At 33.3% G+C, this 15,475-nt stretch carries 13 protein-coding genes and 1 tRNA gene; 7 read left to right on the forward strand and 7 right to left on the reverse strand.

All coding sequences use genetic code 11. The features are described 5' to 3' along the window. The first annotated feature begins 130 nt into the window (after positions 1-130). The 6 genes from VB796_RS12400 (at position 131) to VB796_RS12425 (ending at position 7,765) form a co-directional block, all read left to right on the forward strand. Positions 131-204 (forward strand) — tRNA-Arg (locus VB796_RS12400). Positions 205-485: 281 nt separating this feature from the next. Further along, positions 486-1,850, forward strand: a complete 1,365-nt coding sequence (dndC, locus tag VB796_RS12405; protein ID WP_323346863.1) for a DNA phosphorothioation system sulfurtransferase DndC — start codon at positions 486-488, stop codon at positions 1,848-1,850. Positions 1,851-2,218: 368 nt separating this feature from the next. Then, a complete protein-coding gene (gene dndD, locus VB796_RS12410; protein WP_323346864.1) occupies positions 2,219-4,324 on the forward strand; it encodes a DNA sulfur modification protein DndD in 2,106 nt (701 codons plus the stop codon). Continuing rightward, entirely contained in the window at positions 4,314-5,897 is a 1,584-nt protein-coding gene (locus VB796_RS12415; RefSeq protein WP_323346865.1) for a DndE family protein, read from the forward strand. The genes dndD and VB796_RS12415 overlap by 11 nt, the downstream gene beginning before the upstream one ends. Positions 5,898-5,940: 43 nt before the next feature. After that, on the forward strand, positions 5,941-6,531 hold the full coding sequence (locus tag VB796_RS12420) for a hypothetical protein (RefSeq protein WP_323346866.1): 591 nt from the start codon (positions 5,941-5,943) through the stop codon (positions 6,529-6,531). Further along, positions 6,509-7,765, forward strand: coding sequence for a DGQHR domain-containing protein (locus VB796_RS12425; RefSeq protein ID WP_323346867.1), 1,257 nt, complete (start codon positions 6,509-6,511; stop codon positions 7,763-7,765). Before VB796_RS12420 ends, VB796_RS12425 begins: the two co-directional genes overlap by 23 nt. 242 nt (positions 7,766-8,007) lie before the next feature. On the opposite strand, the gene VB796_RS12430 is transcribed toward VB796_RS12425, so the two are convergent. The 3 genes from VB796_RS12430 to VB796_RS12440 all read right to left on the reverse strand — a co-directional run bounded on the left by VB796_RS12430 (position 8,008) and on the right by VB796_RS12440 (position 10,835). Further along, on the reverse strand, positions 8,008-9,132 hold the full coding sequence (locus tag VB796_RS12430; RefSeq protein ID WP_323346868.1) for a PDDEXK nuclease domain-containing protein: 1,125 nt from the start codon (positions 9,130-9,132) through the stop codon (positions 8,008-8,010). 32 nt (positions 9,133-9,164) lie between these two features. Continuing rightward, positions 9,165-10,307: a cysteine desulfurase family protein gene (locus tag VB796_RS12435; protein WP_323346869.1), complete on the reverse strand. Its 1,143-nt coding sequence runs from the start codon at positions 10,305-10,307 to the stop codon at positions 9,165-9,167. A gap of 207 nt (positions 10,308-10,514) precedes the next feature. Further along, on the reverse strand, positions 10,515-10,835 hold the full coding sequence (locus VB796_RS12440; protein ID WP_323346870.1) for a DUF1016 N-terminal domain-containing protein: 321 nt from the start codon (positions 10,833-10,835) through the stop codon (positions 10,515-10,517). 195 nt (positions 10,836-11,030) lie between these two features. On the opposite strand from VB796_RS12440, the gene VB796_RS12445 reads away from it, so the two are divergent. Further along, positions 11,031-11,573 carry a DUF5618 family protein gene (locus VB796_RS12445; RefSeq protein ID WP_323346871.1) on the forward strand — a complete coding sequence of 181 codons (543 nt, stop codon included), beginning with the start codon at positions 11,031-11,033 and terminating at the stop codon, positions 11,571-11,573. A gap of 119 nt (positions 11,574-11,692) precedes the next feature. On the opposite strand, the gene VB796_RS12450 is transcribed toward VB796_RS12445, so the two are convergent. From VB796_RS12450 to VB796_RS12465, 4 genes are all read right to left on the reverse strand, one after another. After that, complete coding sequence (locus VB796_RS12450; RefSeq protein WP_323346872.1) at positions 11,693-12,226, reverse strand: hypothetical protein; 534 nt, start codon at positions 12,224-12,226, stop codon at positions 11,693-11,695. Further along, the gene (locus tag VB796_RS12455) at positions 12,223-13,185 is read right to left on the reverse strand and encodes a DUF6371 domain-containing protein (protein WP_323346873.1); all 963 of its coding nucleotides are present in this window, start codon (positions 13,183-13,185) and stop codon (positions 12,223-12,225) included. Before VB796_RS12455 ends, VB796_RS12450 begins: the two co-directional genes overlap by 4 nt. Positions 13,186-13,440: 255 nt before the next feature. Beyond that, positions 13,441-14,850, reverse strand: coding sequence for a DUF3987 domain-containing protein (locus tag VB796_RS12460; protein ID WP_323346874.1), 1,410 nt, complete (start codon positions 14,848-14,850; stop codon positions 13,441-13,443). Positions 14,851-14,881: 31 nt separating this feature from the next. After that, positions 14,882-15,211 carry a helix-turn-helix domain-containing protein gene (locus VB796_RS12465; protein WP_323346875.1) on the reverse strand — a complete coding sequence of 110 codons (330 nt, stop codon included), beginning with the start codon at positions 15,209-15,211 and terminating at the stop codon, positions 14,882-14,884. Between the last annotated feature and the right edge of the window lie 264 nt (positions 15,212-15,475).

The raw sequence follows: 15,475 nt of genomic DNA on the forward strand, positions 1-15,475 counted from the left end.
ATTTTTAAATATAAAAAACTTAAAATCAGTTAGTTGGAAAATTAACTGATTTTTTTTACAATTTTTTCTTGTTTCTCTTTTGTATTTTAAAAATAATCTCCTAATTTTGCAGTCCCAAACAACGGGAAATGGTTTTGTAGCTCAATTGGATAGAGCATCTCACTACGGATGAGAAGGTTTGGGGTTCGAATCCCTACAAGATCACTAAAAACCCTTCATACATTGCGTGTGAAGGGTTTTTTATTGTTTGGGATAGGGAGTGGGATAGTTAAAAATATTTTAAAAAAAATCAAAATATTTTTAACTATCCCAGTTTTTGTTTTTTTATAAAGTAATTTTACTATCCTAATTTGATAAATTAATAAACCAACATCTATGAAAACGGCTTCCAAGTAGATATTCAAAATCGCTCATGTATTGTTGACTGATTAAAATAACTACACATTTTCCGATAGTAGATTGTTATTAGTTAAAATAGCCTTACAATGTCCTTAATCATACCCTTTATAGAAGAAGAAATCATTGACCAATATCTAATGGAGGACGATAATCGCCCATGGATTATTGGCTTTAGTGGTGGAAAAGACTCCACGATGCTTTTACAGTTGGTTTGGAATGCCCTCAAAAAAATACCTGCTGAATTACATTTGACTCGTGATATTTATATAATCTGTAATGATACGATGGTAGAGAATCCCCATATCGTAGATTTTATTAATCGAACACTTGCCAGTATTTCTAAGGCTTCTGTTGAACAGGAGATGCCTTTTCAAGTCAGACAGACTACGCCCAGATTGGAAGATACTTTTTGGGTGAATCTTATTGGTAAAGGTTATCCTGCTCCAAATAATACTTTCCGTTGGTGTACTGAACGACTGAAAATAAACCCTACTACGGAGTTTATCAAAAGTAAAATCAATGAAAAGGGCGAGGTTATTATTCTTCTTGGTACAAGGTCGGCTGAAAGTCAAAACAGGGCGAGGTCTATTAAGAAACACGCTGTTAAAGGACAACGTTTACGTAAGCATATTTTGCCTAATGCGTATGTATATGCCCCCATTAAAGATATTGAAACGATGGAAGTGTGGCAATATCTCCAACAAGTGCCACCGCCTTGGGGTGGCACGAATAAAGAATTGGTAACGCTTTATAAAAATGCCAATACGGGTGATTGCCCTTTGGTAATTGATGAAAGTTCACCGAGTTGTGGTAATAGTCGTTTTGGATGTTGGGTTTGTACAGTAGTGAAGAAGGATAAATCAATGGAAGGACTGATTGTTAACGGTGAGGAATGGATGTACCCACTTTTGGACTTGCGAGATGAATTGGTAAATGGACGAAATATTCGGGAAAATCGAGAGATTTTTAGAAGACATCGTAGGTTTAAAATTGCTAAAAGTGAAGTTGATAAAAAAGTAGCCCAAAATGATGAAGAACGAGAAGATGGTTCGTGGGGTGCTTATACGCCTGTATATCGTGCAAAAATTTTGCGAATGGTTTTAGAAGCACAAAAGGAAATCCAAGAAACTCAGGGCGAAACCATACAACTAATTACTCACCAAGAACTCATTGCTATACAAGTAACTTGGTATCGTGACGGTATTCTTAATCATAAGGTTTCCGATATTTATAATTCAATTTTTAATGCACATATCGACATGAGTAAACACTTAGAAAAATCCAGACAAGAAGAAGAGTTACTGAAAGAAATTTTTGATGATGAAGACGAATTCGAGTTTATTCAAAAATCGCTTAATATTATGAAAACCAAAACATTAATGCTCAAAAAAAGAGGGCTTTCAACTGATATTGAGAATTTAGTGGAAGAACAATTAAATAAGAAGAAGTAATATGGATAACGAATTGATTTTTCAAGAAGTTGATGCAGGATATTATTTTGCCTACATAACTAATCCTATTAATCAAGACCTTGAAGTTGTTATTTCTTCTGATGGTTGTTGTGAATAATTTTGGTCTATTTGCAATCCTGTGGATTCTTACAGGGAATTAGAGTCTGGAATTTTTGATACTTATATAAGTTTAGAAAAGACCAATATAATTTAAAATTCTTGGGTTCATTCAATAGTTTAGAGAAAGCTGAAAAGCATCTTAATAAACTTTACCAATCAGGTATAAAATTTGAAACAGTACCTTCAACTGAAAGTGAATACTACAACGCTGATTACTCAGATAAAAAGCAATCAATTTTCGTATAAAAATGATAATTAAATCAATAGAATTAGATAATTTCAGAATTTACAGAGACTATAATAAAATTGACCTTTCTATTGTAGATGGCAAAAATATTTATGTTATCAGTGGAAAAAATGGTTTTGGGAAGACAACATTTCTCATGTCTTTGGTTTGGTGTTTGTATGGAAAACAGATGCAAGATGTAGATGATCTTTATCGTAAAGAAATTGCAGACCAAGCTGGTTATCGAAAATATATTGCAAATAGTCTCAATAGGAAATCACAAGCAGATGGGAAAAATCAGTTTTCTGTAAAAATTACAATTTCGGAAGCAATATTACCTCAACTTTCTTGTAAAGAAATCACTATAAAAAGAACCTATAACACTTTAACTAATGTAGAGGATTTGGTCATTTTAATAGACGGTTTAGAAAATGAAACAGTAAGAGAACTGTCAGATGATAAGGTTGATAGTGGCGAAATATTTATTAGAGATTATTTATTACCAATAGAAATTGCTAAATTCTTCTTTTTCGATGCTGAAAAGATAGTAACGCTTGCAGAAGTTAATACTTTAGAACAAAGACAAAACTTAAGTAGAGCATATTCTGAAATTTTAGGTATAAAAAAATATGAAGAATTGAAAGACAAATATGAGGAGATACAAAAGCGACTAAGAGCTAATAATGCAAAAAGAGAAGAACAAGAAAGACTAAATTTATTGGATGCAGAAGTTAAGAATATTGAATTGAAAATCCATAGTGAAAAAAAACAAATTGTAGAATATAGAGATAGAAAAGATGAAATTCGCTTTGAGTCTAACAAATTACAGGAGAAATTAATACGTGTAGGTAGCGTAATGAGTATTGAGGATTTAGAAAATTTACGTGAAGAAGAAAAAGTAATAGATGGAAAGATAAAAGCATTAACTTCTGAAATGCAAGAACATTATGATATTATACCATTTGCCCTTTCTGGAGGTAGAATGTCAGAAGTTTTAGAACAAGTTAATGATGAAGAGAGCTATAAAAAATCAGCTTTTGATCAAGAAAAAATAAAGGAAGTATCTGATAATATAATAACAGACCTAATTTCTGAACAACGAAATTTCAGTGGTGTAATCAAAAGAGATGTACAAGATTTTTTTTATGATACTATTGAAAAGTTAATCAAAAAACATTTTTACTCAAATATCCCAGATTTACAGTCCAATTTTAGAGAACTACATAACTTTTCTGATTTGGAAAGAGGAGAATTAAATACGTTTATTCAAAAGATAAAATTCTCATTCAAAGAAACTTTCAAACTTTTAACTTATAAAAACAATCAGCTAAAAAATGATTTAAGTCAAGTAAGAAGGAAGATTAGTGATGCTGAAACAAAAGCAGAGGATTCAATCGTCAAAGCTGATAGAGAAAGAAGAGATAGCTTAGAAAAAGAAATATTAAGTATTGAGAAAGAAATGGAGATTATAACTCTTGGTATTGGGAAATCTGAACAAGAAATAATTAATAAAAAACGTCAAATTAGTGAGATAACAAGTAAATTAAAAGTTTCAGAAATTAATCAAGAAAAAGATGATTATTTAACACTCAGAATTAGCAAGTTAAAAAAATTTATAACCGAATTCAAAGAACGAAAAAAACAGTCATTAGAGACTCAAATACTAACTCAATTAAAAAAACTTCTTCATAAAAAAGGATTTATAGATAGAGTACACGTAGAGGTTACTTCTGGTGTTATTGACATTAAGCTATACAACAAAAAGGTAGAAATTAGAAAGGAAAGTCTTTCCAAAGGCGAACAACAAATGTATGCTACTGCTTTACTTCACGGTTTAGTAGCAGAATCTGAGATTGAGTTTCCTGTTTTTATTGATTCGCCTATGCAGAAATTTGACGAAGAACACGCAGAGAATATCGTCAGACATTTTTATCCGACCATCTCCGACCAAGTAATTTTGTTTCCGTTAATTAATAAAGAATTAACCCAACGTGAGTACAAAATGCTTGAATCAAAAATAGCGAAGGCATTTTTAATAACAAATGTTGATGCCGACAAATCAGAATTTTTAGAGACTTCCCCACAGGATTTCTTTGCCACTTACAATAAACTTTATAATGCAGATTAATATCTCTACCTCGCAAGAAACCGAGGAAATATTAGGTAGATTAACGTCTAAATTCAGTTTGCCTTCCAAGAATATTCTCATGCGTATTGCCCTTGCGTATTCGCTCACGAGAGGACGTAAATTAGACCTGTCTAAACCTGAAGACACTAAGGGTAATCCATATAAAGAGTTTACAGTAGTGGGTAATTATCGTACCTATTATATTGCTCTCATTTGTCAATTCTACGGGATTTTCAAAACTGATTCAGACATTTCCAAATATTTAAAATTACATATTGACGATGGTTTGCGGTTGTTGGATAGGTTATTTTTGGAAAGCTCTAATTACAATTTCTCTGATTTTTTATTGGAACACATCGAAAGAGGTATTGATTCCTTGGAACAGTCAGTTACCACCAACGATCCCATTATATACGATGCCAGTGTACGTGGGCTTAAAGTGTATAACAAGGGATATTTTGAGGGAACTTTAAAAATGCTAATCGGACAAGAGTTGAAAATAAATACCCCGATTTATGCCACACTCAATGATACAACGGTTCATAGTAACGCCCATATAGCCGTTGCAGGAAATTCTGGAACGGGTAAAACACAATTTGCTTTAGAAATTCTTCGTCAGTTTGTAGAAGTTTCAAACGGAGCAGTCAATTTTATTTACCTTGATTTTAAGGGTTTAAAAAAGGATGATGTGGCAGGACTTACGCCATTTTTCAATAAAACCCAAACTACTTTTATTGATGCCCCCCAAGTACCCTTTCCACTCAATCCGATGTCGTTTATTGATACCGTGAATGAGAAAAACAAAATCATGGGCATTAATAAATTGGTGGATATTATTACGCATTATTCCAACATCGGCAAGAACCAACAACAAACACTAAGAGATGCTACTAAAGACGTATTTCAAGGCTTAAAGAACGGCGAATATCCTTCATTCAGAGATATTTATGACCGTGTGCTTGAGATGGAGGGCAGCAAAGCCAGTACCTTGAAAGAGATTCTGAATAGTTTGAGTGAGTTAGACCTTTTTGAGACAAAAACGGATGCCAAGAAAAGCATTTTCAATCAAAATTATTACCTCAGTTTATCGGGAGATTTACCCAATGCCATACGGTTTACGTCGGTATTTTTGATTATCAATTACATCTACAACAACTTTATGAATATGGAAAATGCACCTGTGAATGATAAGTTGCAAGCCATCCGTTATGTATTGTTGATTGACGAAGCCCACGTAATTTTCAAAGACCGCAAAGCCCAAGATTTATTAGAAAAAATCTTACGAGAAATCCGTTCTAAGGGCGTTAGTGTAGTTTTATTGTCGCAAGGTATTGAAGAATTTAACCAACAAAGTTTCGACTTTTCGAGTATGTGCGAAACTGCATTTTTGATGGATATTAAAGACAAAACCAACTTGAAAATGATGTCAAAATTTTTAGGTCTTGGCGAAAAAGAAAACACTTTATTAGCCCGAAACATGGAAAACATCCAAAAAGGGCAAGCGGTGAGTAATTTGAAGGAGTTTAAAAAAGCGGAGTTGTTTGAGGTTGGGCAGTTTTGGAAGAGCTTGTGAAGGGGAATAATACAATTTAGAGAAAATAATAATAATTTAAAATATGAAAAATCTACTAAAAGTAATCTATTTTTGGATTTTTAATTGGGTATTTGTACCATCCTCTAAGCAAATAACGGTGTTAAATGGTCTGAGAGAAAATAATGAAAGTAAGTCTCAAAAATGGTTTTTTATAGCTGTTATTCTCAATTTAGCTCCTTTTTTGTTGGCTTCATTACTTGAATGGTATTTACATATTGATAATTTTAAATGTTTTTTAAATAATGGTTCTCTTCCAATATTATCATTTGGAATCATTGCTACTAACTTTTTTTACCTAATCGAAAATATCCCTGAAAATTCAAATCAAGATAAAGAATTGTATCAGAATATGAAATTAAAAGTGAGCGTAGTGGCAATCATAAGTCTTTTCATTTCGACAATATTATATGTATTTCAGTCGAACTTTATACTTCTCTTTCTTCCAGAACATTACAACATCTCTATTTATATATCACTTATTGTATTTTGCTATGCAGTTTCTTGCGGAAGGAAAATGTTTTTACTCCAAAATAGTTTTTTAATAGATTATGCTGCATCAGTGAATGATATTCAAGAAAAATTAGAAGAACATGATGACGAATTTGAACAATAACATTTTACTAATTTCTTGTCAGGAGGTGAAACAAAACTCTGTTGATTTTTTTCTTGGAAAAATAAAGGTCAAAGAATTAATAGAATTGGTTTCGGTAACAAGTAGAGCTATTACTGGATTTAATGATTCAGGAGAACCTCTTTACAATAATAATGATTATATTCAGCGTGAACCAAATTCTTCACGTGTAAATAGTATTAAAAACTATTTACTAACAGATGAAGATGCTTGTTTCCCAAATAATATCTTAATTTCTGTTCCATCTATTTTATTGGCAGAAGAAGTAAAAAATAGTGATTTGGAATATGATGAATCACATATCTTTACTCTTAAAATTGATAAGAATAGAATAGATCTAACATCGACAGAAGCACCTTTATACTTACAGATATTTGATGGTCAACATAGATTTAGAGGTATTCAATTGGCAATTCAAGAGCTAAGACAAACAGGTTCTAATGATCAAAAGTTAAAAGAGTTAGAAGAGTTTGAATTTGTTGTTTCCTTCTTTATTGAGGCAGAAATAGAGTTTCAAGCAATGCTTTTTTCTATCATTAATCGTACACCTGTTAAAGTTTCCCAAGATTTAGTTTATGACTTGTTTGGTTTAACGATAAAAGATTCTCCTCAGAAAACGGCATTAGCTATTGTCTTACAACTTAATGGGTTAAGAGAAAAAGAAGATGGTAAAGTCGGACCTTTTTATAGAAGAATAAGGCTTTTGTCTCGCAAAGAAAAGGGATTCGATTCCCCCATTTCTCAAGGAATATTCATTAAACAATTACTGAAACTAATATCACCATCGCTAAGTAAAGCAGACCAAGAACGGCTATCGGAAAGAGAACAATTACTTACTGGAGGTAATAATAGAACAATTTTTCGTCAGTGGTATGCAACAAATAAAGACAATAACATCTATAAAACATTACTCAATTATTTCATTGCAGTTAGAGAAACTTTTGTTGATAAAAACGGGAACAGTTATTGGGATTTTGAATACACACCTGATAATGCTTTACAAAGAACTATCGGCTTTACTGCACTCATTGAAATATTAATTTTGATTTTTCCCGATTGTTTGAAAGAGAAAAATATATCAGTTGAGTTTTTTAAAAAATATCTTCAAAAAGCAAAAGATATAAAACTCGTTGGAGAAGAAAGACCATATCCATTTACAAGTATTGGAGGAAAAATGCTCAAAGATGATTTAGAAAGATTAATTTTTAATAGTTAAACAACAAAACTCTCACCACTGGTGAGAGTTTTGCATCTCCCTCAACCCCTCCAAAATCTCCTCCCACTTTGCCTGTAACAGCCTTTTATCAGGTAATTTAGTCTGATAATCCGCTACCAACGTGGGGAAGAATGTACGACTTAGGGCGTATTCAGAGGCTTATGATAAAACTCGCCCCACTGGTGCGAGTTTTGTAATTTAGTCAGTCTAATTTCTCAACACACCATGTAGAGTTTTGAAAATCACACCTCAATCAATTTCAACAAATCCTCTTCCTTCGGTAATTCCACTTGATATTTACTTACAAAAACTTGGCTATCCATGCCTGCGGTGGCGTACAATACTTTTGTATTTGAACCTTTTTCAGTACACAGAATAATGCCAATGGGTGGGTTGTCGGTGGCTTGCATTACTTCGTGTTTGTAATAGTTCAAGTAAAAATTCATTTGTCCAGAATCGCTATGTTTGAACTTTCGTACCTTCAAGTCTATCAATACGTGGCACTTCAAAATTCGATGATAAAAAACCAAATCTATTTTATCATGTTCGCCATCAACGGTAATACGTTTTTGTCTTCCCTCAAAACAAAACCCTGTTCCTAATTCTTGTAAAAAAGTTTGAATTTTATCCAATAAAGCACTTTCTAAATCATTCTCTGAATATTTTGCAAGTTCTTCAAAACCCGTAAATTCCAGAATATAAGGGTCTTTTATAGTGTCTTCAATAGTTTCAATTTCAGCCTTTAAGTTATTGATTAAGGCTTCTTTATCAGTTGAAAGTCCTACTCGTTCAATCAACAAACTATTAATTTGTCTTTCTAAAAATCGTGCTTCCCATTGTCCCTTGATAGCTTCTTTTTCATAAAAGGCACGTTTCAAAGGCTCTTTGATTCGCATGAGGGCGGAGAAGTGACGGAAAGAGAAGTTTGACAATAACTTTTCAGGGGTTAAATTTGAGTTAATTGGCTCATAATTAGATACTTGTAGTTTGGAGGCCAGTGGCTGCCGAATTGAGGAGTTTCCCACTATTTGGAATTCTTGTTCCAATGGAACGAGAATTGGAAGACCCTTTAATTTGGCAGCCACTGGCTGCCAAATCTGTGGATATGCAGAATAAAACAATCTGTAATCGTTTAAAGAACGACGAGCAAACCCTTTTAAACCTTTATTTTTCAAAGATTTAGATATATTTTCAAGTAAGTTTTGTCCATATTCAGCTCTGTCCTGACCATGTTGTTCAAACTCAACAATATAAAATCCAATCAACCAGTTACGGATAACGAGTTGTTGATTGATGGACGAAATGGCTCTTTTTCGCAAAGAGACGTGTGTATTTTCAATGGTTTCAATTAACTGATTGTAAAGCATTTCGTATTGATTTTATAGTGATTTCTTATAATTTAATTCCAAGCCCTCAAACTCTCCACCACTTTCCGAACAGCTTCCACAACCACAGGTATTTCTTCCACTTTATTGAATCGTCCGAAGCTAAATCGAATACATGAAAAGGCTTCTTGTTCAGTCATATCCAATGCCATCAATACGTGCGAGGGGTCGATGGATGCTGACGTACACGCAGAGCCGTTTGAAACGGCAATATCTTGCAAACCCATAATCAAAGCATCAGAGTCACACCCTTTAAATTTGATATTTGTAGTATTATAGAGCCTGTGAGTAGTATTTCCATTGATAGAAGTGTCTGGAATTTGCAATAGGGCTTTTTCTAATTCGTCTCTCAATGCCCCGATTCTTTGAGTATCTGCTTTCATTTGTTGCTGACATAGTTCGGCGGCTTTTCCCATACTTACAATACCTGCAACATTCAACGTGCCAGAGCGTTTGCCACCTTCATGTCCACCACCGTGTAATAATGCTCCTAATTTTACGAGTCTATTACGTCTTTGTCGGACAAATAATGCTCCTACGCCTTTTGTACCGTAGAATTTATGGGCGGACATTGCCATTAAGTCAATATCCAATTCATCCACATTGATGGGCAATTTACCAACGGCTTGCGTGCCATCCGTCATAAATAATGCACCTGCTTCGTGGGTTAATTTTGCTATTTCTTTAATGGGTTGAATCGTACCTAACTCATTATTTACCAACATCACCGATACCAAGATAGTATCAGGACGTAATGATGATTTAAAAACTCCTAAATCAATCATCCCGTCGGTTTGAACAGGCAGAAAAGTAATGTCAAAACCCTTAGTTTTAAGGTACTTACAGACATCTAAAACCGCTGAGTGTTCACTTTGAACAGTAATGATATGTTTGCCTTTTTTAGTATAGTTTTCTGCTACTCCTTTGATAGCCAAGTTAATAGCCTCGGTTGCACCCGATGTAAAGACAATTTCATGTGGTTGTGAGCCAATTAAATCAGCCACTTGCTGACGAGCATTTTTAATGGCATCGCTTGCTCCTAAACCAAAGGCGTGTGTGGAACTTGCATTCGCAAAATTATCAGTTAGAAACGGGAGCATTACTGCTAATACTTCAGAGTCAATTTGCGTAGTAGCGTTATTATCGAGATATATCATATTTTCTTTAATTCACAGTGTTCTTAATTAAACAATTTTGTTGAGGGCTACTTACTTCCCTAATCCCTCCAAAATCTCTTCCCATTTAGCCTATAACTGCTTTTGTTAGGAAATTTAGTTTGATAGTCAGCTACTAAAGTTGATGATAATGTCAATATCTTACGAAAACTCGCTACACAGTAGCGAGTTTTCGTAAGATATTCCCTTTCAAATTATCCAACTCAATTCGTGACGCACTGCGTCACGAATTGGAAAAACTAAAAAAAACTGTCTCATGTTACGGAGGTTACTATCGTCAAATCTTGTTCCAAATTCTAAGGTTAAAGACTTTGACAGATTTTTCAATGTTGCTTTTCCGTAAACAGCCTTTGTCTTTCGGTTTTGTTCATCTTCTACAATCAGTTGACCAACCTCCCAATACATATTTAACACGATGGCATTACTTGAACGGTATGCAAGGTTTTTAGCTTTCAGTACAACCTCTTTGACCGTCTGAAATAAGGTATTTGTATTTTCTAATTGGCTCATCATCAACAAATTTATAAAATTAGAGTGTTTATCTCCATTGCACCTAATTTTTAAAGGGTATTGAATTTCAAAATTAAAGACAATCAATTGAGATAAAATATTTAAAGCATAAAAATTAAAATTATGGTCATCTTTTAATCTGAAATTGTCTAATTTGGAGGAAATAAAATTTATCTACTCGTAATATTAAAAGCTATGTTTTCAAATGCACAAAAAATATTAATTAAAGCCAAAAAGATTTTAGCAGAAAATACAAGAAGAGAAGGTAACTATTATACCGATAAAAGGTATGTACGCATGGCAGGCAGAACAGCATGGCAAGGTGTAATAGTTGGATTGAATGAATGTTTAAAAATACAGGAGAAATCAGAACTGAAAGTGTATCAAAAAGTACTGTTACAAAATCCCTACTTTTTAGAAAGATTTAATAATGCTTACGACACTTTATGTAATACTTTGGGCAGTGATGGAAACTTAAATGTTGTGATTGTTGATGAAGGAATGAGACAGGCAAAAGAGTTAATAAATTGGTCAGATAAACTGAGCCGAGGGTATGATATAAAAGACAATATATTTGAAGTGCCAGAAAAAATGTCAGCGGTAATTGAAGAGCAATATAATGACCCAATTCTTTACGAAGAAGGTTTTTTCGAGAGTTGGGAGGATGAAGTAAGATTACAACAAAAAGTGGATATAATGATCAAACAACTTCAGGAAGAAAATGTAAAAGGCTCATAATGTCAGACAATTTATGATATTTTGGGACATTCTAAACATAGTATCATATACAATAAAACACCCCTAATTTTTCTGATTTAGGGGTGTTTTATTGACAGGAGATTGAAATTAGACCACTTTTAGAGTTGTCCGACAGATTTGTCTGACTGTTTGTCCGACGGTTTTGAATCAACTTTCAAATGGTGTGAATTTTGTTGAGATTGCCATTGGTTATTGAGTTGTTTTTGTTTTTTCTCATTTTGTCGTTGAAGATATTTCCATCCAAAATATGCACCTGTCAATAATACGATCCAAAATATAAATTTAAAAAATGAATTATCTTCTTTGGATTGAATGGGCAATTTAGGGCTTGCTTCATCAATTTGAAAATCACTTTTTTGGTGCTTTATCTTCTCGTCTAAAAGGGCATATTCTTGTTTGATTTGCAACTCTTTTATTCTTTTTTCTTCCATTGCTAACCGTTCCGCTTTTGCTTGCTCTGCAAAGAATTTTTCAACAATATGATTGAGCAATTGACTTATCTTCACGTTTTGTGCTGAGGCAGTAACTGCTAACATTTTTTTCATTTTAGCAGGTAAGCGGAAGTCTATTTTTTCGGTTTTAGAAGTGTTGATAATCTGATTATCAACACTGTTTTCTTGTTCTTTAGTCATTTGTTTAGCTGTTTGGTGTTTAAAATTGATAGACCATTCTGGTCAATCATTGTAAAGTAATCGGCTAAGTCGTAGCCATCTTTTCGTTGTTCTTCTGTTGCTGCATTTTCCACTAATTTTGACACTGAAATATCAAATCCAGCTAAATTCAGTGTTTCAGCTTTATCTGTCCATTTTTTAAAAGGTGTTCCTTGTCCATTTTTATCTATACCTGCGTCTGGATACAGAATTATTTTTCTGCCTTTTAGTGGTTTAAAACGGTCAAGAGGTAAAGCTATTCCCCCAGAAGCTAACCATGTTATTTTTGGGTCAATTGCAGTCAAAATGATTGCAGTCTTTTGAGATTCAACTATTCCGATACTTTTTTTAGAATCTTCGGTTAATTGATGGAGTCCAAAAAAACATTGTTCGATAGTAAAATTTTGAATTTCTGATACTGAATGTACCCAGTTATCGTAATCTGTAACTCGTTTCCCAATTGTAGAATTGTAGAGCATAATTTTTCCAGTTCTGACTTTGTATTCTTGGTCGATTTGCCAAAAAACTGTTGCACCTTTCCAATGTTTTGAGTCTCCAATTCGGAATTTATTAATCAAAATATTGGTTTTTTCTTCTCCAAATAGCCTTTTTAAATAATCTGTGAAGTAGTTTGGAATATTTCTATTCATTGATTTTTCCACCCAACTATAATCAATATACGTTGTAGGTGGTTTTGGCTTAGGTAATCTTGACTTTGGTGCTTCATTTTTTTGATAATCAAGTCCATTTTTTTCAAAAAACTGTTTCGGGGTATTATGGCAGCCACAACTGAATTCTCTATTGCATCGTCCAACGTCTTCATCTGGAAAATATTCGTTTTTAAAATTATCCCAATAACGTTTGAAAGTTCTTTTTTCACAATCTGGACAGGAAAATAGCCTATTTGGTTTTGAATTATCGAGGGAAAAATTATATTCCATTTTAATAAATGTATTTAGTTGGCACTTTTGGCACTTTGACACTTTGATTGCCTAATTGGTTGATAGAGAGATAGTTGTGTTTTTCTAAAAGTGCCAACAAAATGCCAAAGTGCCAATACACTGTTTCAAAGTGTCTCAAAGTGCCAAGCATTTGGCACTTTGAAAACCCACTTGAATAAATACAAGTGTTTGATTATTAAGCATTTGGAAATTAGAAAGGTGTCAAAGTGCCAAAATGCCAAAAATGCCAAGGGTTTAGAATATTTTTTCGTAGTGTCCGTGCTTCAATTTCCGAAAAATATCTTTGTTCGATAAGAAACGCATTATAGTTCTTTCAGATAATTGGAATTTATCTCCAAGGTTTAATGCGATTTCGGTCGTAAGTTTCTCTGGTAATTTAGAATACCATTCTTTGTGATTAATTGGTAAATCATCTAATTGATTGTTCAAAACCTTATTTACCGCAATGGCAGAATTTCTAAAATATTCTCCTAACTTAATTGCTCCATCTACCGTTTCCGCACTTATTGATAAAGGAGGGAATTCATCCGTTTCTTCAGAAGCCCATTTTAGAAGATGGAGTAGTAGAGCAAATCGAGGTACGTACTGTTCCAGTTTAGTGTAAATGCCTTTAAACTCTTCATTATCGGTTTGATTTGTCAATGGAGTGTTTATTTGATTGACCCATGTGTATAAATTCTCTCTTCCTTTTGCTGTAAATTGTAAGATAGTGGCTTCAATTTGACCATCTTTATCGTATTGGCAGGGTAAATCTAAGAGGCAATTGATGATAGAATTATAACTGGAAATCAAATCTTCAGACATTTCCTCATCGTTCCATCCCTGTTTAATTAGATTTTTTAGGTAAACAAATAATAATCGGTCAATGAATCCATTCTTACCCCTATTTTCCTTCGTTATTTCTTTGAGTAGCAAAGGCTGAATTGTGCCTCCGACAGAGATAAATGGACGAGTTATTAAGCAGGGTTCGGACATTTTACGGTCAACAGTAACTGTTTTATTGCTCCACGCACTCAGCCAGAATTCTTGCTGACTATTTTTATTGTATCTCTCAAAATTCTTAAACCATCCAGCAATTTCATCAATGTAAACACCTATAGAACGTTGATTTTTGGAATGAATAGTGTAAAGTGCTTCGGCAGTATAGTCGGAAATTAGAAATTTTTTCCAGAACGGTTTTTGCTGATTTTCAGTATTGTCTTTCCCATCTTCCTTAGCTTTTAAATACTCAATTAGTTCGATTTTGTAGGCGTTGTACGAAGCAATATCAGCGTTTTGAATAGGTTTTAATGCGAATTCTAACGGGTGAGATTTGACTGAACCTGTCGGAGCAACTAAGCATAAATATATGATTGCAGACTGTTCAAATCCAGTTTTAATTTTAACTCGGTGAGTGTTTCCGACGGCAATTGAAGTTGCTAATAGCACACTGGATGCCGTAAACTCCACAGGGTAATTCAATGTAGTTTGGGCAGAAAGAATAATTTTTTGAATAATCTCAGGGAAAACTTCCAGAGGAAATTTCGGTTCAGAAATTGTTTTTTCTGAACCGTTGATTTCTCCACCATTTTCTATGTGATTTAATTCATTTTCCAAGTCAGAAAGGCATACCTCTCCCACTGGCACATTGTCGTTTTGTGTCATTTTTTTATAATAAAAAATTGTGAGAGAATTCTTATTCGTGATTAGATTCCAAGTATGCCTCTAATTCGGAGCGGTTAAAGAGAACTCGTCGTTCTCCCACTTTAATACCCTTTATTTTACCTTCTCTGCGGAGCTTGCCGAAAGTTGGACGAGAAACTTGCAGAAAGTCAACAGCTTCTCTGTAGTTATAACGAATTTCCTGTTTTTGATTTGAATTATGCAGAACAATTGAAGGTACATTAATGTCCTTTAAGTTATCTTTAACCACCTGGTCGAAAAGTTGAAGTAACTCTTCGCCAGTTAAATTAAACAGTGGTTTTTTGGCAATTTCACCCAGTAATTGTAATTTTGATTTGTCCATCAGGATTTTTTGTTTAAAAAAGGGGGGGGAATAGCCATCGGGTCGCAAACTTTCAGGCTATTTTCCTCTCTTTTTATGTTTAAAATATTTAATAAAATTTAAAATATTCCTTTTAAATTTTTAAAAGGCGTTTTTTTCTTCTCTGCAAATATGCCACATTAAAAATAATTATTTGAGAAAAGTGAGAATATTGAGAAAGATGAGAAAAATGATAAAAATGAGAAATTTTTAATTAGCTTTTGAAGCTTGTAATTTTTATATTAT

Source organism: Arcicella sp. LKC2W, assembly GCF_034931005.1.
Classification (GTDB): domain Bacteria; phylum Bacteroidota; class Bacteroidia; order Cytophagales; family Spirosomataceae; genus Arcicella.

Coding starts and splice junctions, on each gene's coding strand:
- VB796_RS12435 (WP_323346869.1), bottom strand. CDS start 10,307: ATGATATATCTCGATAATAACGCTACTACGCAAATTGACTCTGAAGTA.
- VB796_RS12415 (WP_323346865.1), top strand. CDS start 4,314: ATGCAGATTAATATCTCTACCTCGCAAGAAACCGAGGAAATATTAGGT.
- VB796_RS12430 (WP_323346868.1), bottom strand. CDS start 9,132: ATGCTTTACAATCAGTTAATTGAAACCATTGAAAATACACACGTCTCT.
- dndC (WP_323346863.1), top strand. CDS start 486: ATGTCCTTAATCATACCCTTTATAGAAGAAGAAATCATTGACCAATAT.
- VB796_RS12460 (WP_323346874.1), bottom strand. CDS start 14,850: ATGACACAAAACGACAATGTGCCAGTGGGAGAGGTATGCCTTTCTGAC.
- dndD (WP_323346864.1), top strand. CDS start 2,219: ATGATAATTAAATCAATAGAATTAGATAATTTCAGAATTTACAGAGAC.
- VB796_RS12440 (WP_323346870.1), bottom strand. CDS start 10,835: ATGAGCCAATTAGAAAATACAAATACCTTATTTCAGACGGTCAAAGAG.
- VB796_RS12420 (WP_323346866.1), top strand. CDS start 5,941: ATGAAAAATCTACTAAAAGTAATCTATTTTTGGATTTTTAATTGGGTA.
- VB796_RS12425 (WP_323346867.1), top strand. CDS start 6,509: ATGATGACGAATTTGAACAATAACATTTTACTAATTTCTTGTCAGGAG.
- VB796_RS12455 (WP_323346873.1), bottom strand. CDS start 13,185: ATGGAATATAATTTTTCCCTCGATAATTCAAAACCAAATAGGCTATTT.
- VB796_RS12450 (WP_323346872.1), bottom strand. CDS start 12,226: ATGACTAAAGAACAAGAAAACAGTGTTGATAATCAGATTATCAACACT.
- VB796_RS12445 (WP_323346871.1), top strand. CDS start 11,031: ATGTTTTCAAATGCACAAAAAATATTAATTAAAGCCAAAAAGATTTTA.
- VB796_RS12465 (WP_323346875.1), bottom strand. CDS start 15,211: ATGGACAAATCAAAATTACAATTACTGGGTGAAATTGCCAAAAAACCA.